The organism is Sporosarcina sp. Y1011, from assembly GCF_057669885.1.
The window spans coordinates 357,658-380,558 of record NZ_JBYHFP010000003.1; the positions used below are offsets into that span (position 1 = coordinate 357,658).

The window sequence follows — 22,901 nt, forward strand, 5'->3', positions numbered from 1 at the left end:
TTTGGTATGTGATTTATTTCACATCCTTATCTTATCACAAGATAATAGTAGCATCAACAATTCACAAAGAATTTCACAAGAACGTCACATTGACTGTTACACCAAGGCGGCTTACTTTATATTTTTCGAAATCTATGATAAAAAATAGCCCTACCCGCTTTTTAAAATAGGCGGATAAGGCTGTTTTTGTATTTTACTTACTTTTTCAAGAGCAGTGCTTCTAATTCATTTAATTTCTCTTCGAAAACACGACATGCTTCTTCAATTGGCGCAGCGCTTGTCATATCAACGCCTGCCTTTTTAAGAACTTCGATTGGATAATCGGAAGAACCAGCTTTCAAGAAGTTATTTACATAACGGTCAACAGCGGGCTCCCCTTCTGTAAGAATTTGATTGCTGAGCGCAACTGCAGCACTATAACCTGTTGCGTATTGATAGACATAATAATTATAGTAGAAGTGAGGAATTCTAGCCCATTCCAAGCCGATTTCTTCATCAATAACCATGTCTTCTCCGAAGTATTTTTTATTGAGCGCATAATATTCTTCAGTCAGTTTTTCCGCTGTCAAAGCGACGCCTTGCTGGTCAAGCTCATGAATCAAGTGTTCGAATTCAGCGAACATGGTCTGACGGAAGACAGTCCCTCTGAAACCATCGAGCCAATAATTCAGTAAGTAAATGCGTTTTTGTTCATCATCAATTGTTTTCAAGAGATGATCATTCAATATAGCTTCATTCACTGTTGACGCAACTTCCGCCACAAAAATCGAATATCCACTGTAGACATATGGCTGGCTTTTACGTGAATAGTAACTATGGACGCTATGTCCGAATTCGTGAGCCAGCGTGAATAAGTTACTGACATTATCTTGCCAGTTCATCAACACATAAGGATTTGTTCCATAGGCACCTGAGGAATAAGCTCCAGAACGTTTCCCTTTGTTTTCACGGACATCGACCCATCGGTTTTCAAGGCCTTCTTTAACGATGGAGACATACTCGTCACCAAGCGGATGGAAACTCTCCAGCATCGTCTTAGCAGCTTCGTCATAGGGCATTTTCATTTTAGCGTCCTTGACGAGAGGCGCATACATATCCCACATATGAAGGTCTTCAAGTCCAAATACTTTTTTACGAAGTGCCACATAACGTTGCAATAAGTGGACATTTTTATTGATTGTAGAAACTAAGTTTTCATAAACTTGTTCAGGTATATGATTGTTGGACATTGCCGCTTCACGGGCAGATGAATAATTGCGGATGCGTGCGTTGACGTTATCGCTTTTCACATTACCGGAAAGCGTCGATGCAAAAGTGTTTTGGAATTCACCGTACCTCTTATACATTGCTTTGAAACCATCTTCACGAACACGCGGGTCGTTACTCTCCAAGAACCTAACGTAGCGGCCATGTGTTAACTCTACTTCTTCCCCGTTTTCGTCTTTAACCATTGGGAATGTCAAATCGGCATTGTTTAACATGCTGAACGTCTCTGATGAATTGCCTGTCACTTCCGATAGTTGGGCAAGAAGTGCTTCTTGTTCAGCCGGTAAAACATGTGGTCTTTGTGTGTTGATTTCTTCGAATTCCTGTTTATAAAGACGCAGTTCTTCATGTTCAACTACTTGTTTGTTTAGTTCAGCTTCATCAATTGACAGAAGCTCTGGGAGGAAGAATGATAACGCAGTCGACACCTTGACATAGAGTGATTTTACGCGACTATCCATCGCCTGATAGAAGCTGTTAGTTGTATCCTGGTCAGTCTTTAGATGCGCATATGTGTAAAGCCTGCGCAATCTCTCTGAAAGCGTGTCACGGTATTTTAGAGCATTGTATAATGCATCGCCACCATTGGTTAATGTCCCTTTATAAGACTCTGCCTTACCGGAGAACGCTTCCACTTCAGTGTATTCTTTTTCCCACGCTTCATCTGTAGCAAAGATATCTTCGAGACGCCAAGTCTCCTCTACTTTTACTTCCTCACGCGTTAGTACTTTGTTTTTGTTTTCGGACATTTTCATTAATCCCCCTTCTCCCTTTATTTCGGGATACGAATCAATTCTATTTTCTCAATTTTCGCTCCGCTTTGCAAGGAATCTTTCTGATAACAACTCAAAAATTTCTTCTTCACTTATAACTGTACTATCTTTAATGGAATGAACGCCAATGAAACGAAGATATTTCAAGTATGCAAGACACGCTTTTAGCTGTCCCTCTGACGATCCATTCAATCGGGATACATATCTTCTGACCTGGCTATTTGTAATTTCCATTATATTAATCCCTTCCCTCCTCATGTGATAGAGGAAAGCCAATTGCCATTCACAATCATGCTCCTTAAATACATTGTTAAAAAGAACGGGTAATCCAATCCATTGCGGAAGATGCGCAGGTAAAGTACGCATTTCATAGCACATTCTTAAAAAAGGATTATTTACACCTTTTCTATTCAATAATATGCATGATTGAATAAATTGAGTTCGCATGGATAAATAAATTGCTGTATACTTTCTGATTTCATTCTTTGATGGTGCTTTTGGGCGTGCAAAAGGAAAGACTTGAAGGGATAACGGCAAAGTCCGATGCATGCCGATATAACGCTTACCAGCAATACAAATTAGACTAGTGAGGTAGTGAAATCGTTCTGTTTGGGGGTTATATGTGAGTAGTGTAAGACCTTCAGGGGATGTATTTGTTAAGAAACTCTCATGAAATTTTGATAAATGAAATACGCCTATACCTACGGGCGCATGCACGAATTTTGCCGGGGTATGCAAAATCCAGATTGGATTCATGCCAATACTACGATAGCCATCTGATCTAGATTCAATGTCAGCAATCGGAATGGTGCTGCATTGAAATTCGATTGGTATTGTTTCTGTTGGTGTAGTTAAAAGAATATCGGGTCTTTGTGTCAGCATTTTCAAAAAGGGTTCAAGTTCTACATCTTTCGCGTATTGTTGCAGAAACCCATATAATTGCTGTTTTCCACGTAAATGTTCTTGTGATTCACCTTCAGAAAAAAGGGTCGAACAGGATGCGTCTTTCATATGTGAAAAATGAGGGATGATAATATCACCAACCTTTAACTGAACCTGTGAATTACATTGTTGGCAAAAGAATAATTGTGACTGTCGCCACTGCCTCAATTTTTCTCTTTCTAATTTCTTTGTAAGTACGACGATTTGTCCTTCGCTTGTTTTTGCTGTAAGAATAGATATCCCCCTCTCTTATATACAATAGTACGAAAATTCAAATAAAAACGCAAACAAAAAAAGCTACCCGTTGAACTGCACCTCTAATTGTTAGGTTGAGCTAACAATTGGAGTGCAGTTCAATAGTAGGTAGCTGCTTTAAGAGATTTTATTAATTTCCAAAGTACTGTTGTATTTTTGCAAACACATCAGTGTCCATAATGAGGTCGCCATATTCTTCAATTCTATGAATTGTCAAATTTGATGGGTCTCCAAATTCGGACATTACGCTAAACAAATCCGACTTACGCGAATCGTCCATCGTATCGACATCATATTCCACATGTAGATAGTAGTTATCTTCAAATGAATAAAGCGATGTTTTTACATCATAGTCTGCTGCTTTAACAGATAATGGAATGAGGTAATCAAAATCAGTAAATACGAACATATTGTCAAGCCACTCGTACGCGATATCGTCTATCTCTGACATTTTCGAATTATTTTCATCCGCATCATCGTCAAACATTTTCCCATGTTGAAATAACTTTTTAGGATCATCCATTGTAAATGGTGATTCTAATGGTTCGCCATCCTCTGACAATTGTGCTCGCGTGACAGTCACTTCAATACCGCCGTTCATCGCGTGGACCTGAATCCACAATGGTCCCTCAACTTCAAATTCGGCTTCATCGTTTACTTCTTCCATCATTTCCCAGAATAATTCCTCGCTTTTATCGCGATTATACCAAACTTCTTCACGGGTAAAGCCACGCTCTTCTATATCAATATATGAAAGAAAGAACTTAACTGTATTTTCATTAATGCGCTCTATTTCCATTCCTTTTCTCTCCCTTCCTTGGAACAAGACAAGTCCAGTTCCCTTCAATGTGTGTAAAAAAACTGCAATGCTTATACTTACTATATGACCGTCCTCTACGATTTGAAAGGGTTACGCCTTAGGACGAATAATTTTGATAGTAATAGCATTGTAGAGAACATCCACCGGGAAAGCAAGAGAAACACAAAAAGCTGATAGGAATACGGCATTTTGCAATGTCAATCCCTATCAGCTTCACACTATTGGTTTAATTAGTTTACCATGCGCCGCGCTTCTTGCAGCTGATAGGCTCTTACTTTCCTCGGTAGGAATCGGCGAATTTCATCTTCATTATAGCCTACTTGAAGCCTTTTTTCATCTAGGATGATTGGTCTTCTCAAAAGACCTGGATGTTCTTGAATTAGCTCGTACAGACGTTGCAGTGGAAGACTTTCCACATCAACATTTAGTTTTTGGAATATTTTTGAGCGAGTGGAAATAATTTCATCAGTTCCATCCTCGGTCATTCGAAGAATTTCTTTTATTTCATCAATATTCAATGGTTCTGAGAAAATGTTACGTTCAGTATACGGAATCTCGTGTTTCTCTAACCATGCTTTTGCTTTTCTGCATGATGTACAGCTAGGTGAAGTAAATAATGTAACCATCATATGCTGACACTTCCTTTCAGTCGGCTCGAATGTTTTGATATATATTTTTACGAGTAAATTAGAATAACTTTAATCTGTCTGCTTCTATTTTCTATTATACACATATTCATTACTGATGAGTACACTTTTCCAGAAATATTCATCGGAGCATACACTATTGTCACAATTCCACAACATTAAGGGCTTATGTTGAACATTAACCAGTATGTGTTGCACTCTACACTGTTATACCCTAAAGGGAAAATAATTAAACATCTCTCTTTCAATTAAATCTATTTCTCAATTAGAACACAGCTAATTGAAAATAAGCGCTTCATCGTTTAATTAACTACACTAATATAATACGTCTTAATAGAGGTAAAGGTTTCATGAAATAGAAAGAAAATCAAGAAACTTCAAACGCGTTCCTGAATTTTCTGTATATCACGGATTGTAATTTACGCCTGGTGAATATTTATTTCCTGCATTCCATAGTAGATACTCGTTTATTCCGTTATCTTTCAGTCCTTTAATTTGCGCATCGACTTCGGCTTTTCCATAATGCAAGTAATTTCCTGAACCAAGCCATGGTGCACTAAAATCCTGTATCCAAGGTCTCGATATCGGGGGATTGTCAAGCTTAGCAAGCACTGCATTTTCTAACTTGGCGTACTCAGAAACCAACTTATAAGGTTCAAGGTCCGGCTTTTTAATACCAAAATAGGACGTCCAGTGACTTGGATAAATCATAGATGATATGACATCCACATTTTCCGATATCTTTCCGAAGTTCTGTCCGATGCCTGGCGCTTCTGGGAGCGTTGCTGCATAACCGAAAATATCAACTGATACTTTGACGCCATATGGTTTCAATTGCTCACGTGCATAGGCAACGAATTCCGTAATTGCTTCTACACGGCGTTGTACAGGGTCGAGTTCAGATTCCGCATAGGATTCATATGTATACTTCAATGAATCATGACGTTTTTCAAAGCCTTCTGGAAAACGAACATAGTCGAACTGTATTTCTTGAAAACCCAATTTAGCAGCCTCAATGGCAATATTGACATTGTGATCCCATACTTCCTTCATGAAAGGATTGACAAATGATTCTCCCCGTCCATTTTTCCATACGCTGTCGCCTTCCATGAATGATAAATCCGGACGCATTTCTGCAAGGACACTATCTTTAAATACAACAATACGGGCAATTGGATAAATTTTCTTTTCTTCAAGTGTCTTTAACATGATTTGCGGATCTTTAATATAAGGTTTACCAATACCCAATGCTTTCAAAGGTGAATCATCAGCAGGTTGATAGGTAATGTTTCCGAAATCATCTTTAATATCAATAACCATTGCATTCAGTTCTGTCTTATCTAGCAAATCTGTTAAATAATTAAAACGTTCACCGCCCGCAGAGTGCCCAGTTACGTAGACACCCCGAATTGCATCCGGGTATTCAAATGTCAGTCCTGAATCAAAGCTGAATAGCGTTGAGGAGGCAACGATACTCTCATCTATTGCTTCAAAACCATAAGAGCGTTCGGCAAAATCTTCATGTTTTTTAACCTCGTCGGCATCCGCCTTGATTGGTAGCGCAATTGCTAGAATAAGCAGCATAGCCGGTAACCATATCTTTGTTTTCATAACAATCGAACCATCCTCTCTTTTCAATCATTCTATCAAATTGACTACATGAATAATAGCGATATATAGAGAGTTGCCAGTTTTCTTGTCGAAGACCAATCTAGTTTCATATAGTAGTACACCTGTTGATAAACCGTTAATGTGCTTGAAATACTGGCGGAAGGGCTAAAGTAATTCACTTTTCACTGGAATATTTCCGGCCCGCTTTCGGCTTATTAAATACGACACTACTACCGAGGGGCAAGTCTGGCTAGAAGTGACTCCGTCACTTCTAGCCAGACTTTTTGGTAATCCTGTTGTGATTAATTGACTGTCGCGTTCCTACAATATTCAAGTGAAAAATGCGGTTACTTTGAAAGAAAAGAATAGATGAACTTCTATTAAAGAGAGTAAGTGCCCGAAGGTGCAATTTCGGGCACTCTAGCACGTTGTACATTGTATTCTCTGCTTTGAAGTAATAGTTCCTTAAATTAAAAGTAGATATACTATAGATGAAGGTTAGGGCGGTCAAAATTGTATTTTTGACCGCTTATCTCTAGATGAGAAGCAATCTATTTTTTCATCCCACAAAGCTTCGGCACTAGTTGTGGGGCCACTGAGAAAGTTCTGTATTATAAATATGAACTAGTTGATTGTAGTGGAGAGCGGCGACTCCAGCGGGAACAGCGCGAGCTGAAGACCCCGCAGGAACGCAGTGACGAGGAGGCTGAAGCCGTGCCCGCGGAAAGCGTCCGCTCGGAACGGAAATCAACGGGATTGAAGGAAATAGGACTTTTCCATTGCCCTCCTTATTGTACTAGTGTCTTTGGAGAGCGACGAATGAGCAACTACCATACGATTACCGAAAAAAATAAGGAGGGATGCGACAAAGTCGCATCCCCCCTTCTCAATACATCTCGTTGACGCTTTAGAAGTTGTTCAATTCAAAGCGAACCAATAGCAATTCTACATGTAGTGCCCAGTGTTTGATCTAGTAGCTAATTAAACTGAAAAGGAATCAAATTCACGTTGTGAGCAAAGGACAAAATGTCCTGGTGATACTTCGCGCATGCTCACTTCTTCATCTTCACTGTAGTTATGAGCTTTCGGGTTGTAACTTTTACGAACACGACTACGTTCATAAGCTGGATCTGGTAACGGAATCGCTGATAAAAGCGATTGTGTATAGGGGTGTAAAGGTGCAGTATACAACACATCAGCAGGTCCAATTTCGACAAGTCTACCGAAATACATAACCCCTATACGATCTGATATATACTTTACCATTGAAAGGTCATGCGCAATGAATAGATACGTCAATCCTCTTTCTTCTTGAAGCTCTTTAAGCAAGTTAACTACTTGTGCTTGAATCGATACGTCCAACGCTGAAATCGGCTCATCCGCGATGATAAATTCTGGTTCAACTGCTAGCGCACGTGCAATACCTAGACGTTGACGTTGTCCGCCCGAAAACTCGTGCGGATAACGGTTCGCATGCTCACGATTCAAACCGACTGTTTCCAACAACTCGTGAACGCGTGCTGTACGTTCTTTCGGGTTCTTTACAAGCCCGTGTATATCGAGCCCTTCGGCGATAATATCAAGCACTTTCATTCGAGGATTTAATGAAGCATAGGGATCCTGGAATATCATTTGCATTTTCCGATTAAACTCTTTCAGTTCTTTCTGCGACTTTTTCGCATGTACGTCAACGCCATCATAGATGACTTCTCCGCCTGTCGCATTGTAAAGCCGAATGATTGAACGGCCGGTCGTTGATTTACCACAACCTGATTCACCTACAAGACCGAGTGTTTCCCCTTTATAGATGTCGAATGTAATATCATCAACTGCACGCACTTCGTTCTTTTTCCCATGATTGAAATACTGCTTCAAGTTTTTGATTTCTACTAATTTTTCAGCCATTAACGGTCACCTCCTGCATTACCAACGTAATAACGGCTTCCAGGGAATCTCTTCATCCGTTCCATGACAGCCACTGGAGGATCCACTTGAGGCGCATCCGGATGTAGAAGCCATGTCGCCGCATAATGCGTTTCACTCACTTTAAATAAAGGCGGAACCTGTTCAAGGTCAATCTTCATTGCGTATTCACTACGCAGTGCAAACGCGTCCCCTTTTGGAGGATCCAACAGATCTGGAGGCGTCCCTGGAATCGCATATAGTTTTTCGTCTATTGTATCGAGTGATGGCATAGAACTCAGCAAGCCCCATGTATATGGATGCTGCGGGTTGTAAAATATTTCATCCACCGTTCCTACTTCAACGATTCGGCCCCCATACATGACCGCTACCCGGTCAGCTACGTTCGCTACAACACCTAGGTCATGTGTGATAAATATAATCGACGTATCGATTTTCTTTTGAAGGTCTTTCATTAACTCTAAAATTTGGGCTTGGATTGTTACGTCCAAGGCAGTTGTTGGCTCATCCGCAATGAGTAGTTTTGGATTACACGCCAGTGCAACAGCGATTACGATACGCTGGCGTTGCCCACCTGAAAATTGGTGAGGGTATTGTTTCATGCGCATATCTGGCTGAGGCATGCCGACAAGGCCCAATAACTCAATCGATTTATTCCAAGCATCGGATTTACTAAGCTTTTGGTGTTTCAACAACGGCTCCATAATCTGCTTGCCAATTGTCATTGTTGGATTGAGAGATGTCATCGGATCCTGGAAAATCATCGAGATGTCTTTTCCACGAACTTTTTGCATCTCTTTTTCAGGAAGTTTCAGCAGATCTTTTCCTCCGAATAAGATTTCACCATTTTTATATTCTGTGCTGGATTTAGGAAGCAGTCGCATGATAGATTTTGTCGTTACTGATTTACCTGAACCCGACTCACCAACAATCGCGAGGGTCTCCCCTTTGTAAACTTCAAAATTGACGCCTTGAATTGCTTTCACTTCTCCTGCAAACGTATGGAAGGAAAGCTCCAGGTTTTTCACTTCAACAATTTTCTCCATTTCACTTTCCTCCTTTAATCTTTCATTTTCGGATCAAGTGCATCACGCATTCCGTCCCCGATTAAGTTGAACGAGATCATCAGAATACTCAAAATAAATGCCGGGAAGAACAAAATATGCGGCTGATACTGAATGAATTTATAACCATCATTAATCAGCGTTCCTAGAGACGCTTCTGGCGCTTGAAGACCAAGCCCGATAAAGCTTAAGAAAGCCTCGAAGAATATCGCAGTCGGAATTGTAAACATCATATTGATAACAATGATCGCCATAATGTTCGGTAGTATGTGTTTGCTGATAATTCGTCTATCACTTGCACCTAACGTTTTGGCCGCCAAGACAAATTCCTGATTTTTAAACTTAAGGACTTGGCCGCGGACAATACGAGACATGCCGATCCATCCGGTTATCGATATGGCAATAATGATTGCCCAAATTCCCGGTTCCATAATCATTAGCATCAGTATTACAATGACTAGCGTTGGAATTCCGATTAACACTTCGACAACCCGTTGCATAATGTCATCGGTTCGACCCCCATAATAACCGGAAATCCCACCGTAAATAACACCTATTACAACATCAATGACAGCAGCAACGAAAGCGATAATTAAAGAAATTTGCGTTCCTTGCCATAGACGTGAAAACAAATCTCGTCCTAGGCTATCTGTACCAAACCAGTAATACTCGTCAACCTTCTTCAGTTCATAGAGATTGACTGTTTTTGTACCAAGTTTACCTTCACCATCGAAAATCCCTAGTTTTTCAAGTCCTGGAACTTTCGGTGGCAAGCTCGCATGCGCTACTCTTACATCCTCTGGATCATGTTCAACCATGTAAGGGCCAGCAAATGCCATAAATACGATAAAGATTAAAACAAACATACTAACGATAGCTGCTTTATTTTTACGAATACGAAGCCAAGCATCTTGCCAGAAACTCAAACTAGGTTTCGAAATTCTTTCTGCATGTGAACTATCTATCGTAATCCGTTCAAACGAATCCTTTGGTAATTTATCAAAGTTTTTATTCATTAATTGGAACCTCCAGACAAACGGATACGCGGATCAATAATCCCATAAAGTATATCCACAATTAATATGATCACAATGAGGAGGACTGAGAAGAACATCGTCGTACCCATGATGATAGAAAAGTCGTTCGTGCTAATCGATGTGACGAACTGTTCACCAATACCTGGAATTGCGAAAATCTGCTCTACTACGAGTGATCCTGTCAATAATCCGGCTGCGAGCGGTCCAAGTACCGTGACGAGTGGAATAAGCGCATTACGAAATGCATGTTTAAAAGCGATTTCAAACCAGTTTGCGCCTTTCGCTTTCGCTAATAAAATATAATCAGAACTTAATACTTCTATCATTTCAGTACGAATGAACCTTGCCGAGACGGCAATCGGGCCCATTGCTAGTGCGATGGATGGTAGAATACTCGACTTCCAACCTTCCCATAGGCCGACAGGCAGCCATTCAAGCCATACCGAAAAGACATATTGTAGCAGAACGGCAAAGACAAACGATGGTATCGAAATTCCTAGAATTGCGATTATTGTACTTCCATAATCCCAGACTGTGTTTTGCTTCAAAGCAGCAATCATCCCGAGAACGATTCCTATTAAGGTACCGAAAATGAGCGCTTGGGCACCGAGAATAGCTGAGTATTTTAGTTTCTTCACAATCAGTGTTGTGACATCTGCATTTTTATATTGGAACGATACACCAAAGTCCCCTTTTGCAAGGTTCCCCATATACCTGACGTACTGGACTGGGATCGGATCGTTCAAGCCATATTTCTCATAAACGACTTCCCTTTGCTCAATGGATAATTTTTCTGCGGAAGCTAACGGGGACCCTGGAAGCAGTTTCATAAGGACAAATGTAAATGATGCGATTAGAAATAGTGATAGGAACATATAAATCACGCGTTTTGTGATATACTTTGCCATTTTCATACCTCCTGGAAATTCGTATTAAACCTACTACATAGTCTATTTGCAATAAATTGATAAAATGAATTTTTAGTTTGTTCCATCTCAGTGAAAAAGAGAGTACATGGTCTGAAATACCCATATACTCTCTTTTCTATAAGATTTTAAGCTAACAAATTGTTATTTTTACTTTTCTGCAGCATCCATGTACGCCCATTTGTAGCTATAGTCGCCACCGAATGGATGTGTAGCAAGATCTTTTACTGCTGGATTCATAAGAACCATTCTTCCACGTTGATACTGAGGTGCAATAGCCACGTCATCTTCAAGAAGAATTTGTTCAGCTTTTGCAAAAGCTTCAAAACGTGCTACTGGATCAGTTGCGATTGTCGTTTTTGTAGATTCAATCAATTTGTCATACTCAGGATTAGAGTAGTTCATCTTGTTTTGTGGGCTTCCTGTTACGAACAATTCCATGAACGAGATTGGATCCTGGAAGTCAGGGCCCCATCCAGCTGATTGAATATCGTAATCACTTGTATCATCAAGTTCAAGACGTACAGCGAAAGGAACTTCTTTCAGTTTGATCGTCAAGCCTGGAAGGTTTCTTTCAAGTTCAGATTTGAACCATTCTTGTTGTTTTTTAGCATTTTCAGTGTCTCCACCAAGGATTTCAAGTTCAACTTTATCTGTTCCTAGTGCTTCAAGACCTTTTGCCCATGAAGCTTGTGCTTCTTCAACGTTATACACAGCAAATTCCTTGCTGTAGTCACGGAAATCTTTTCCTTCTTCGTCAAATGTGAAAGCAGTTGGAACTAAGAAATTTGCAGCGATAGATCCATTGGCAAGAACTGCGTCTGCAAGTTCTTCTTTGTTATACGCTGTAGCAATTGCTCTACGAATGTCAGCATTTGCAAGTGGCGTAGCTTTACCATCACGTTCTTGGTTCATTTTGAAGTAGAATACAGATGTTTCCATCTCATTGACGATGTCTGGATTATCAGCATGTTGCATTGCGTATTCAGCATTAAGTAATACTCGGTCTTTCTTGCCTTGTTCATATAATTTAACTGCTGTTGCAGTTTCTTTGACAACGTCAACAACGATTTCATCAAGTTTTACAGTTTCTGCATCCCAATATTTATCGTTTTTAAGATATTTCCAACCGCTTGTACCATCCCAATCAGCTAATGTGAATGGACCGTTATAAATCATAGCGTCAGAGTTAGATGCATATTTGTCGCCTTGTTCTGTTACAAACTCTTCGTTAAGTGGTAAGAATGTCCCGAAAGACATTAGTGATAGGAAGTATGCAACCGGGCGTTCAAGTTCAATGATAAGTGTTTTATCGTCTTCAGCTTTAATGCCTAGGTCTGCAATTTCTGCTTTCCCTTCGCCGATTTCAGTAGCATTTTTAATCATTCCTGCCATCAAGTACGGTCCATAAGGTGAACCCGTGTCAGGATCAATCGCGCGCTGCCAAGCATAAACGAAGTCATGTGCAGTGACAGGTGTTCCATTTGACCATTGTGCATCACGGATTTTGAATGTATAAGTCAATCCATCTTCACTGATTTCTGGCTCGCCTTCTGCCATAGCTGGTACTGGAAGACTGTCTTGGTCAAGGCGGTAAAGCCCTTCCATGATGTTGTTCAGTACGTTGAAACCAACTGCATCTTCTGAAATTGATGAGTCAATAGAAGGAATCTCTGCCAATTCAACCAAATTAAGAACTTGTGCTACATCTTCAGCAGGTTCTCCAGTAGTTCCTTTGTCTTCTTTGTCTTTTTCTGGTTCTGTAGTGCCTGCGTCTTCATTCTTGTCGCCGCACGCTGCTAGGAACACGCTAAGTACAAGCATGATACTAATTAGCCACATAAACTTGTGGGTTTTCAAATCGATGACCTCCTCTAAATTATCTGATAACTAGGTACCTCATTATTATACTATGATTATTTCAGTTGTACATACCTTTTTAAAATATCATAGTGTACTAACACAGGTATTATTCCTATAATGCTAGATTGACAACGCTTACAGAAGGATTTTTTGATAAAACATTTATAAACTTTCTTCTGTACTATTGATTTTTTCTCTATATACCATTACCATTACTTTGGAACGAGGTAGTTATTATGAGAACAATTATTCGTAACTTTCTAATCGCACATCTCCTAATTAGCCTTTTGATGCTTGTCTATTTTAAAGAGATGACTCTCCTCTCTTATATAAATGCATCTTTCATCATTGGTGGTATTATATTGTTCATCGGTTTGGTTTCACTTGTTTTTTCAACCGGTTTTTTTGATGTATTCACGGTGAGCATGAGAAAAGTATTTACATCTAAGAAACGAATGGAAGATGTCATGTCGATGCGAAAACCTTCAGAAATATTCACAGGGAATGTTGGCTCATTTCTAAGCGTTGGTGCACTCATCCTCGCTGTAATGGGAATCGCTCTCATTATCTTCTATCTATAAGCAGCTCGCCTATTGCATTCTTTTGTATTACGTTTTATAATGGTGAATAACATTTATAGCGAATGGCTTTGAAGGAAAAGAGTATTTCAGTATTCGTATTGCAGAGAGCTTGTGGTTGGTGCAAACAAGCATACTAAACTGAAGGAATGGGATCCTGAGCCTGACAAGTCAACCCACTTGAGTTCGTTCAATTTAGCTTGAATTTATTGAACGAACCGTGTGGAAATTTGTCACGTCCCCCGCGTTATGGGAATCAGAGTGGCCTTCGGGCAATTCGGGTGGTACCACGGTTGATCAAACATCAGTCGTCCCTTTTTTACGGGGACGGCTGATGTTTTTTTATGATTGAGGAGGAGATGTAAAGATGAAAACCATTTTTTCAGGCGTTCAGCCTACAGGAACAGTGACACTAGGCAACTACATTGGAGCGTTCCGTCAATTTACAGAGTTGCAAAATGACTTTGAATGTCTGTTTTGCATTGTTGATCAGCATGCGATTACAGTACAACAGGATCCGGTGGAACTCGCAAAAACCATTCGTTCTCTAGCTGCAATTTATATTGCAAGCGGGATTGATCCTTCCAAGGCGGTATTATTCATCCAATCGGAAGTTCCGGCGCACGCACAAGCAGGATGGATGATGCAATGTATTTCGACGATCGGCGAGCTTGAGCGCATGACACAATTTAAAGATAAGACAGAAGGCAAAGAAGGTGTTTCGGTTGGCTTGCTGACATATCCACCACTTATGGCCGCTGATATTTTAGTGTATAACACTGACATCGTTCCAGTCGGCGATGATCAGAAGCAACACCTCGAGTTAACACGAGATTTGGCGGAACGTTTTAATAAGAGATACGGCGAGGTCTTAACAATTCCTGAAGTCCGGATTCCAAAGAACGGTGCACGCATCAAATCCCTTCAGGATCCCTCAAAGAAAATGAGTAAATCCGACCCCAATAAAAAGGGAACCATCTCTCTTCTCGATTCACCGAAAGACATTGAAAAGAAAATCAAGGGCGCAGTGACTGATTCAGAAGGCATCGTTACATTCGATATCGAGAATAAGCCCGGCGTATCAAATCTGCTAACAATTGAAGCTGCATTGTCTGGCGTGTCAATCGACGATCTCGTTGCGAAATACGATGGTCTTGGATACGGTGCATTTAAAGCGGGTGTTGCTGAAGCAGTTATTAATCATTTGACACCTATTCAAGAAAGATATTATGAATTGTTGGATTCACCTGTTCTTGATGAAATTCTGGATAAAGGTGCGGAGAAAGCGAACGCAATTGCGTCTGTCACTCTCGGTAAGATGGAGTCCGCGATGGGGCTCGGACGTAGACGGTAAGAATGATTACGATTGCGGAAATAACGAACAGTGTAAAATCTGCCGTACGTAAAATGAAATAGAATATTTGATACCACTCATATCCTAGTGATCTGTAGTTAAAATAGAAAATCATATTTGAAACTGTAACGACAATGAGTCCATAGCTCATAAGGAATAGGAATAACCTTGTCATTATGCATCGTCCTTTTGATTTTCTTTGATTATATGACTGCAAGCCCCTCTTTTAGACGAAAGAGGGGCTTTTGTGTGGAGTAATTTTGGAGATATAGCTGGCTGGCTTATACAGTTATGGCAATTCGGAGTGTGGATTGTAGAACACTTGGCGCTTTGGGGAGGCCTCTCGCCATGAGCCTTGATTAACGCTTCGCATCCAGTCTCACGGCTTCGGCTACCCTTTGCCGCGCCGGCGCTGGAGTGTACATTATTAATAGTAATTCTGAGATGTATGCACTGAGATTATAATGTGATTACTATTTGATACTAATTTCATTGGAGAAAGACGCACTATAGATTGCAAGTCAAATCCCCAATAACGAAATGTGCTTTCTGAAAGAGACCATCCAGCGAAGGCGTGACTTCGTGGTAGCCGGAGCGATAAGACGGAAAGCGATCTCCTTTCCGGCTTATCGCGGGAGGCATCCACAAAGCGCCGAAGCGGTAATAGCAGAACCTCCGTTTCATTCCATCTATGGTTACCGTTGTTAAATGCATTGACTCGATTTATCGCACTATAATATAGGGTGCAATCTAATCACCGATAACGAAATACGCTTTCTTACATAGTCCATCCAGCACAGGCGCGTCCAGTGGTAGCCGAAGCGATAAGACGGAAAGCGCCCTCCTTTCTGGCTTATCGCGAGAGGCACCACAAAGCGCCGAAGCGTCATTAGCAGAATCTCCGTTTCACTCCATGTAAATATACTGTCGTTAATTGCCATCGCTTTGTTTATAAACCGAATCCTATACCTAACCAAGAAAAAAAGACGTCCCTTTTAAAAGGGACGCCCAATCATTTAAATTTATATCTTTTTGAACACGAGTGTAGCGTTATGTCCGCCAAAACCAAGAGAGTTGCTCATTGCATAAGTGATGTCGGCTTTACGTGCACCTTCAGTGACATAATCAAGATCACATTCAGGATCCGCATTGACATAATTTGTTGTCGGTGGAAGAATTCCTTCTTGTAGCGCCTTCACTGTGAAGATTGCTTCCAATCCGCCTGCCGCACCAAGTAAATGACCCGTCATTGATTTGGTTGAACTCATTGCAAGTTTATAGGCATGCTCGCCGAAAACTGTTTTCGCTGCCATTGTTTCGAATTCATCATTATACGCTGTGCTAGTCCCGTGAGCATTGATATAATCGATTTTGTCAGGACTGATGCCGCTGTCTTCAATCGCTTCCATCATCGCACGCGCACCGCCTTCGCCACCAGGTGCTGGAGCTGTTATGTGATGTGCATCACCTGTCGAACCGTAACCGACCATTTCTGCGTAAATTTTTGCACCGCGTGCGACAGCATGTTCATACTCTTCAAGAATGAGAATCCCCGCACCTTCTCCGATTACGAAGCCGTCACGGTCCTTATCGAAAGGACGTGATGCAGTCGCTGGATCCGGATTTAGTGATAAAGCTGTGTTTGCACAAAAACCAGCAACCGCCATTGTTGTAATCGGTGCTTCTGCCCCGCCGGTAATCATGACATCTGCATCACCCCGACGGATGACTTCAAAAGCGTCACCTATTGAGTTCGTGCCCGATGCACAAGCTGTCACTGTACATGAATTGATGCCTTTTGCACCGTGGTATATGGAAACTTGGCCCGCTGCCATATCCGGTATCATCATTGGTACGAAAAACGGACTAACGCGGCGATAGCCTTTCTCCTGGAAAGTTAGAAACTGTTTTTCATGTGTTTCCATGCCGCCTATGCCTGATCCAATCCATACACCTGTACGAAGCGCTAAGTCGCCTTCAAGTACCAGGTCCGCATCTTTCATCGCCATAATCGAGGATGCAAGCGCAAAATGCGTGAATCGGTCCATTTTACGTGCATCTTTCCTCGAGATGTACGTTTCGATATCGAAGTCTTTAACTTCTGCTGCTACTTTTACAGGAAACTTATCACTGTCAAGTCTTGTCAATGGTCCAATTCCAGACTTGCCTTCTAATGCCGCACTCCATGACTCCTCAGCGGAATTCCCCAATGGAGAAACAGCACCAATTCCTGTAACTACTACACGTTTTGTTTCCATAGCGTATAAACTTCCCCTCTATATAAGATAATTCGATCAGTTATTGCCAAACCATTTTAAAACGTATTTCTCCAATTCTTAACGTCCCCACTTGATGCATAAAGCTCCCCATGTTAACCCTCCACCGAATCCAACAAGAACAAGGACATCATCATCTTTTACTTTGCCTTCAGCTAAATCATCGACAAGTGAAATGGGAATAGATGCCGCAGATGTATTACCATATTTATGAATTGTCTTCGACATTTTTTCGACTGGTAAACCAAGTCGTTGTCTAGATGCTTCCATAATTCGGATATTTGCTTGATGCGGAATGAGGAAATCAACATCTTCTTTTTGAAGACCCGCTTTTTCAATAACATTTTCAGCCGTTTCTCCCATTTGACGAACAGCAAATTTGAATACTTCGCGGCCATTCATGACAAGTTTTTCATCCTGGTAAAGATGTTTACCACCACTACCGTCTGCACCAAGTTCGAATGACAGAATTCCACGTCCTTCACTCACTTTTCCGATGACAGCAGCTCCCGCTCCATCTCCGAAAAGAATCGCGGTATTGCGGTCTTCCCAGTTGGTGATTTTTGAAAGTTTTTCAACACCAACAACGAGTACATAATCATATGTTCCCGACTCGACGAATTGTTTCGCAGTTACAATACCATACATGAAACCTGCACATGCCGCTGAAACATCCATTGCTGCTGCATGTGTTGCGCCTAACTGTTCTTGAAGCATGGCGGATACAGAAGGAAACGGTCTATCCGGTGTTACTGTAGCCACAAGGATGAGTCCGATTTCTTCTGGCTTAATTCCCGCTTTTTCAATCGCATCCACTGCGGCATTGTAGGCCATATGGGAAGTATTCGTTGAATCATCTGCAATTCGTCTTTCTTCGATGCCTGTCATTGTACGTATCCATTCATCTGATGTATCTAAACGCTTCTCAAGGTCCGCATTCGTTAAAACTTGTGTTGGCACGTATTTACCCATGCCTAATATACCAGCATTCATTTCGCATCCCCCGCTCTTTATCATCTATTGTTAGTACCTGCTCTTAACTATAAAAGAAACAGGCCGATTTTTCAACCCGCTGACACTTTTTCGCCAAATAAACTTCTGATTCCACGGAAAATAGTTTCTCCAATGCACTTGCTGTGCTATGATAAATAATGAAATAGTAATGTAGAGGTGAATTCGATGAGATACGTAATGACATTTTTCTGGTCTTTCTGTTTAATCACAATGTTGAACTATGTAACTGGTGCAATTGCCAACGTACCATTTGACTTCATGTCAGGTGTGGTTGTTTCTTTAATCGTTGGTGTAGTCGTCATCATCTTGGGTGAAGCTTTACCAAACGGCGAAGTTGCAGATAATTGATCAACAAAAACCATCTCCCACGTCGGAGATGGTTTTTTATTGGATAAACCATAGGAAAAGCCACGGGATTCAAGCGCCGTGGCTTTTTTTTTAGACTAGTTGAATAACCAGTTTCTCGTCTTCCATAGTAAGAACGAGCTTATCATTCAGCTTGAGATCACCTTTAATGACTTCTTTTGCAACAATTGTTTCAACATGGCGCTGGATGAACCGCTTCAATGGACGTGCACCGAAATCGGCATCTGTTCCTTCATTAATAATCCAATCTAGTACATCTTCGCTGTATTCCAAAACAATTTCCTGCATGCGTAATCGTATGACGAGGTCATCAATCATTTTTCGTGCAATCCTGCGGAACGAATTTCCTGTAAGCGAATGGAAAATGATAATATCATCCATTCGATTTAATAATTCCGGTTTGAAATGATTTTTTAATTCGGCCATAACGAGATCTTCTGCAGCATGATTTTCTGTATCGTCCAGACCATGAAGCAAGTAGGCTGAGCCAATATTGGACGTCATGATGACAACTGTATTTGTGAAATTCACGAGTCTCCCCTGACTATCGGTAATCCGTCCATCATCTAGCACTTGTAGCAAGATATTGGCAACGTCCGGATGTGCTTTCTCGATTTCATCCAACAAGATGACCGCGTATGGATTGCGACGAACCGCCTCTGTCAACTGGCCGCCTTCTTCGTAACCGATGTAGCCAGGTGGTGCGCCGACCAGTCTCGATATACTGTGTTTCTCCATGTATTCCGACATGTCGATGCGGATGAAATGATCTTCCGAATCAAACAGTGTTGCTGCAAGTGTTTTCGCTAGTTCAGTCTTTCCGACGCCGGTTGGCCCTAAGAATAGGAATGAACCAATAGGCTTGTCGGGATCTTTAATACCTGCACGCGCACGCCATACGGCTTCCGTTACAAGTTGAACCGCATCATCTTGCCCGATAACTCGCTCTTCAAGTGTTTCACGCAAACGCAGCAGTTTTTCACGTTCACCTTCAACCAGTTTCGTCACAGGAATGCCCGTCCACCTCGCAACAATCATTGCAATTTCTTCTTCCGTTACTTCTTCACGGAGCAGTCGATTTTCCTGACCATCTACGAGGATGGCCTCCAGTTCATGCAACTCTTGCTCAAGCGTCGGGATTTTTCCATAAGAGAGTTCCGCTGCTTTGTTTAAATCAAAGCGGTTTTCAGCATCTTCCAGTTCGCGCCGGAAACGATCTAATTTTTCCCGTTTGTCCTGAATGACACGTAATGCCGCTTTTTCCGAATCCCACTGCTCACGCATTCCTGCGGACGAATCTTTCAGTTCTTTCAATTCACCCCGCAGTACCTCTAGACGGTTTTTACTCACTGCATCTTTTTCTTTACGCATAGCTTGTTCTTCAATTTCAAGTTGCATAATCCGACGTGTCACTGCATCTAATTCAGATGGCATCGAATCGATTTCAGTCCGAATCATCGCACTCGCTTCATCGATTAAGTCAATTGCTTTATCCGGCAGGAAACGTTCTGTTATATAGCGGTCTGATAAGGTTGCCGCTGCGACAATTGCGCGGTCATGTATGCGCACGCCATGATGAAGTTCGTAGCGTTCTTTCAAACCCCGTAAAATTGATACGGTATCCTCCACGGAAGGTTCGCGTACAAGTACCTGCTGGAAACGACGTTCTAGTGCTGGATCCTTTTCGATATTCATGCGGTACTCATCCAGCGTTGTAGCCCCGATACAATACAGTTCGCCACGTGCTAGCATTGGTTTTAGCATATTTCCAGCGTCCATTGCACCTTCAGATTTTCCAGCACCGACAATGGTATGGATTTCATCGATGAATAGAATGATTTCCCCTGCACTGTCTTTCACTTGTTTCAGTACGCCTTTTAAGCGCTCTTCAAATTCACCGCGGTATTTTGCACCCGCGATAAGTGAACTCATATCAAGTTCGTAAATTTGACGGTCTTTCAATCCTTCAGGCACGTCGCCTTTCACAATCCGCTGTGCGAGCCCTTCTACGATTGCTGTTTTCCCAACGCCAGGCTCACCTATTAAAACAGGGTTATTTTTCGTTTTTCTCGATAAAATCCGAATGACGTTTCGAATTTCTTCATCACGTCCAATAACTGGATCCATTTTACCTTTTTTTACTTCTTCGACAAGATTGCGTCCGAATTGTTCAAGAGGTGAACGCTGGTCTTCTTGTTGTCCATCCATTCGCATAACCATCCACCTTTCTATAGGTTACTTCTGACTTTGACTATCTTTGATTAATTAAATTATAGGATGAATTGAACTTGTTGTAAAGTATTTGCACTGGATTGTAAACAAGGAATAACCTCTGAGAAGAGGCTTTCCTTCTCAGAGGTTTGTCAGTTGCTAAATAGATTTCTAGGAGCGACGACGACACCATCCTCATCAGCATAAACATAATGATTTGGCGTCCACTCGATGTCTCCGAAGCGCAATACGATATCCCGCTCCCCATTACCTACTTTTATAGTCTTCATTGGATTGCTTCCAAGCGCGAGAACACCGATATTGTGCGCTGAAAGTTCAGTTGTATCGCGGACACAACCATATATAATTATACCGGCAAGCTTACGTGTTTCCGCAATTTCACCTAGGTTTCCTCCAAGTAGTGCACATCTTTTGGATCCGCCTCCATCAACCACGAGAACGCTGCCCTCAGGAATTGTTTGCAGCGCTTCTTTTACTAGAACGTTATCTTCAAATACTTTAACCGTTGCAATCGGACCAGAAAAGTTTTTATTTTTACCATAAGATTTAAATTCAATGGCACATACTTGTAACTCGCTTGCAAAATCGTCACACACATCAGCTGTATTTATCGACAAAATCATCCACTCCCTATATGTATATCATTCGACATTAATTCCAGATTCCTTTTTTACCAGGTACTAATTTAAAGCTATGTTTGAATTACGTCCGACTTTGTAGATTTTCCAAACAAAAAAACTGCATGACTCATCTCTAAGTCACACAGTCTGGATATTGGTATCATCTAACGCCTAGAGCTATTTTTGCATAGCGTGACATTTTTTCTCTAGACCATGGTGGATTCCAAATGATGTTAACATCAACATTTTTCACTTCTGGGAGTTCCATCAGTTCTTGTGTCACGTTTGCAACGATTTGCGGCCCCATCGGACAGCCCATCGATGTAAGTGTCATCGTAACTTTTGAAGTACCTTCTTCGTCGAGTTCAACATCATATACAAGCCCTAAGTTGACGATATCGACGCCTAGTTCCGGGTCAATTACGTTTTCCAGAGCGCCCATCATACTGTCTTTCATATCCTGACTCATCTACATCCCTCTTTCCCTGCGTTTGATAGTCCCATCATAACAGAGTTTGCTCCATCATTTCAAATGAACAGCAAGCCACTCCGCAGCTCCTAGCATTCCCGTCCTCGAAACAGCGTGCCCTGCATTTTTATCCGAAACAAATTTAATGTTGTCGGGCGTGTCAGTATATGCTGCTTTGACGGCCTTATAAAAGTTATGCGTCGGTTCATAAGGCACTACTGCATCCTGCTCACCATGCCAGAAATAGACAGGTCGCTTGTTTAGGAGTGATGGGTTTTTCGTTAAATCGAACGTTGCTAACGTTGCCAGTAGCTTCTGCTTTTCCTCAATTGTTATAGGTAATTTAAAACCGCGTCGCTCAAACTCAGCCATTTGCGCTTTTGCCAACTGAACGAAGCCTGGTGCGCCCATCATAACCGCTGCCGTGTCGATCCATTCATAAAGGGCAAGACATCCGAGCGTTGTAATGCCACCCATCGATGTCCCCGCCAAACCAATTTTCCCTGTCGTATGAAGGCCCCGTTTGTGCAGTTCGTAATGCAAGAAATCCGCTTCTTCAATGGAGGTTAAGACAATTTCCCAAAACCGCAAACTCAACTGAACTTCGTCTAAATCCTCTCCCCTAGCGCCATGCAGATGCGCATCAGGTAGTAGAACCCGAATACCTTTTTTCGCTATATTATATGCGTAATGCAAATTATGTTCTTTAGCACTCGTAAATCCATGGAAGAAAATAACGACAGGCACTTGTTTGTCTGCAAATTCTTCTTCCACTATATGAAGTAATGGGATACTTCCCCAAGATTCGTCAGTTATCATCATAGACAATCACCTGTTCCTTTTCAATCTAGCCTACCAAAGTTTT

At 41.4% G+C, this 22,901-nt stretch carries 20 protein-coding genes and 1 other annotated feature; of the genes, 3 read left to right on the top strand and 17 right to left on the bottom strand.

Annotated features, from left to right (window positions below):
- Positions 1 to 197 precede the first annotated feature (197 nt).
- The 10 genes from pepF to AC25Y5_RS06065 form a co-directional block, all read right to left on the bottom strand.
- Complete coding sequence (pepF, locus tag AC25Y5_RS06020; protein WP_488139527.1) at positions 198 to 2,015, bottom strand: oligoendopeptidase F; 1,818 nt, start codon at positions 2,013 to 2,015, stop codon at positions 198 to 200.
- A gap of 54 nt (positions 2,016 to 2,069) precedes the next feature.
- Positions 2,070 to 3,221 carry a competence protein CoiA gene (locus AC25Y5_RS06025; RefSeq protein WP_488139566.1) on the bottom strand — a complete coding sequence of 384 codons (1,152 nt, stop codon included), beginning with the start codon at positions 3,219 to 3,221 and terminating at the stop codon, positions 2,070 to 2,072.
- Between the two features lie 145 nt (positions 3,222 to 3,366).
- Complete coding sequence (mecA, locus tag AC25Y5_RS06030; protein WP_488139528.1) at positions 3,367 to 4,035, bottom strand: adaptor protein MecA; 669 nt, start codon at positions 4,033 to 4,035, stop codon at positions 3,367 to 3,369.
- A gap of 251 nt (positions 4,036 to 4,286) precedes the next feature.
- A complete protein-coding gene (gene spxA / locus AC25Y5_RS06035) occupies positions 4,287 to 4,682 on the bottom strand; it encodes a transcriptional regulator SpxA (protein WP_482100600.1) in 396 nt (131 codons plus the stop codon).
- A 426-nt stretch (positions 4,683 to 5,108) separates the two neighbouring features.
- Positions 5,109 to 6,314 carry a putative glycoside hydrolase gene (locus tag AC25Y5_RS06040; protein ID WP_488139529.1) on the bottom strand — a complete coding sequence of 402 codons (1,206 nt, stop codon included), beginning with the start codon at positions 6,312 to 6,314 and terminating at the stop codon, positions 5,109 to 5,111.
- Positions 6,315 to 7,295: 981 nt separating this feature from the next.
- Complete coding sequence (locus tag AC25Y5_RS06045) at positions 7,296 to 8,219, bottom strand: ABC transporter ATP-binding protein (RefSeq protein WP_488139530.1); 924 nt, start codon at positions 8,217 to 8,219, stop codon at positions 7,296 to 7,298.
- Positions 8,219 to 9,283 carry an ABC transporter ATP-binding protein gene (locus AC25Y5_RS06050; RefSeq protein ID WP_482103807.1) on the bottom strand — a complete coding sequence of 355 codons (1,065 nt, stop codon included), beginning with the start codon at positions 9,281 to 9,283 and terminating at the stop codon, positions 8,219 to 8,221. The genes AC25Y5_RS06045 and AC25Y5_RS06050 overlap by 1 nt, the downstream gene beginning before the upstream one ends.
- Before the next feature lie 14 nt (positions 9,284 to 9,297).
- The gene (opp3C, locus tag AC25Y5_RS06055) at positions 9,298 to 10,317 is read right to left on the bottom strand and encodes an oligopeptide ABC transporter permease (RefSeq protein WP_488139531.1); all 1,020 of its coding nucleotides are present in this window, start codon (positions 10,315 to 10,317) and stop codon (positions 9,298 to 9,300) included.
- Complete coding sequence (opp3b, locus tag AC25Y5_RS06060; protein ID WP_488139532.1) at positions 10,317 to 11,246, bottom strand: oligopeptide ABC transporter permease; 930 nt, start codon at positions 11,244 to 11,246, stop codon at positions 10,317 to 10,319. Before opp3b ends, opp3C begins: the two co-directional genes overlap by 1 nt.
- A 168-nt stretch (positions 11,247 to 11,414) precedes the next feature.
- Complete coding sequence (locus AC25Y5_RS06065) at positions 11,415 to 13,124, bottom strand: peptide ABC transporter substrate-binding protein (protein WP_488139533.1); 1,710 nt, start codon at positions 13,122 to 13,124, stop codon at positions 11,415 to 11,417.
- A 239-nt stretch (positions 13,125 to 13,363) separates the two neighbouring features.
- On the opposite strand from AC25Y5_RS06065, the gene AC25Y5_RS06070 reads away from it, so the two are divergent.
- Positions 13,364 to 13,708: a DUF3899 domain-containing protein gene (locus AC25Y5_RS06070; protein WP_482100228.1), complete on the top strand. Its 345-nt coding sequence runs from the start codon at positions 13,364 to 13,366 to the stop codon at positions 13,706 to 13,708.
- A 59-nt stretch (positions 13,709 to 13,767) separates the two neighbouring features.
- Positions 13,768 to 14,024: a binding site (T-box leader), on the top strand.
- A gap of 48 nt (positions 14,025 to 14,072) precedes the next feature.
- Entirely contained in the window at positions 14,073 to 15,059 is a 987-nt protein-coding gene (gene trpS, locus AC25Y5_RS06075) for a tryptophan--tRNA ligase (RefSeq protein WP_488139534.1), read from the top strand.
- Here trpS and AC25Y5_RS06080 read toward each other — a convergent pair.
- The 3 genes from AC25Y5_RS06080 to AC25Y5_RS06090 all read right to left on the bottom strand — a co-directional run bounded on the left by AC25Y5_RS06080 (position 15,010) and on the right by AC25Y5_RS06090 (position 18,328).
- Positions 15,010 to 15,234, bottom strand: a complete 225-nt coding sequence (locus AC25Y5_RS06080; protein WP_488139535.1) for a YuzI family membrane protein — start codon at positions 15,232 to 15,234, stop codon at positions 15,010 to 15,012. The genes trpS and AC25Y5_RS06080 overlap by 50 nt on opposite strands.
- Before the next feature lie 847 nt (positions 15,235 to 16,081).
- Positions 16,082 to 17,317 (bottom strand): beta-ketoacyl-ACP synthase II, encoded by a 1,236-nt coding sequence (fabF, locus tag AC25Y5_RS06085; protein WP_488139536.1) that lies wholly within the window; start codon positions 17,315 to 17,317, stop codon positions 16,082 to 16,084.
- Positions 17,318 to 17,395: 78 nt separating this feature from the next.
- Positions 17,396 to 18,328, bottom strand: a complete 933-nt coding sequence (locus AC25Y5_RS06090) for a beta-ketoacyl-ACP synthase III (protein ID WP_488139537.1) — start codon at positions 18,326 to 18,328, stop codon at positions 17,396 to 17,398.
- 186 nt (positions 18,329 to 18,514) lie between these two features.
- On the opposite strand from AC25Y5_RS06090, the gene AC25Y5_RS06095 reads away from it, so the two are divergent.
- Positions 18,515 to 18,697, top strand: a complete 183-nt coding sequence (locus tag AC25Y5_RS06095; protein WP_488139538.1) for a DUF2929 family protein — start codon at positions 18,515 to 18,517, stop codon at positions 18,695 to 18,697.
- A 90-nt stretch (positions 18,698 to 18,787) separates the two neighbouring features.
- On the opposite strand, the gene AC25Y5_RS06100 is transcribed toward AC25Y5_RS06095, so the two are convergent.
- From AC25Y5_RS06100 to AC25Y5_RS06115, 4 genes are all read right to left on the bottom strand, one after another.
- Positions 18,788 to 20,923 carry an ATP-dependent Clp protease ATP-binding subunit gene (locus AC25Y5_RS06100; protein WP_488139539.1) on the bottom strand — a complete coding sequence of 712 codons (2,136 nt, stop codon included), beginning with the start codon at positions 20,921 to 20,923 and terminating at the stop codon, positions 18,788 to 18,790.
- A gap of 155 nt (positions 20,924 to 21,078) precedes the next feature.
- A complete protein-coding gene (gene rraA / locus AC25Y5_RS06105) occupies positions 21,079 to 21,564 on the bottom strand; it encodes a ribonuclease E activity regulator RraA (protein ID WP_488139540.1) in 486 nt (161 codons plus the stop codon).
- 163 nt (positions 21,565 to 21,727) lie between these two features.
- Complete coding sequence (locus AC25Y5_RS06110) at positions 21,728 to 22,036, bottom strand: metal-sulfur cluster assembly factor (RefSeq protein WP_482100221.1); 309 nt, start codon at positions 22,034 to 22,036, stop codon at positions 21,728 to 21,730.
- Between the two features lie 54 nt (positions 22,037 to 22,090).
- Positions 22,091 to 22,858, bottom strand: coding sequence for a dienelactone hydrolase family protein (locus tag AC25Y5_RS06115; RefSeq protein ID WP_488139541.1), 768 nt, complete (start codon positions 22,856 to 22,858; stop codon positions 22,091 to 22,093).
- Between the last annotated feature and the right edge of the window lie 43 nt (positions 22,859 to 22,901).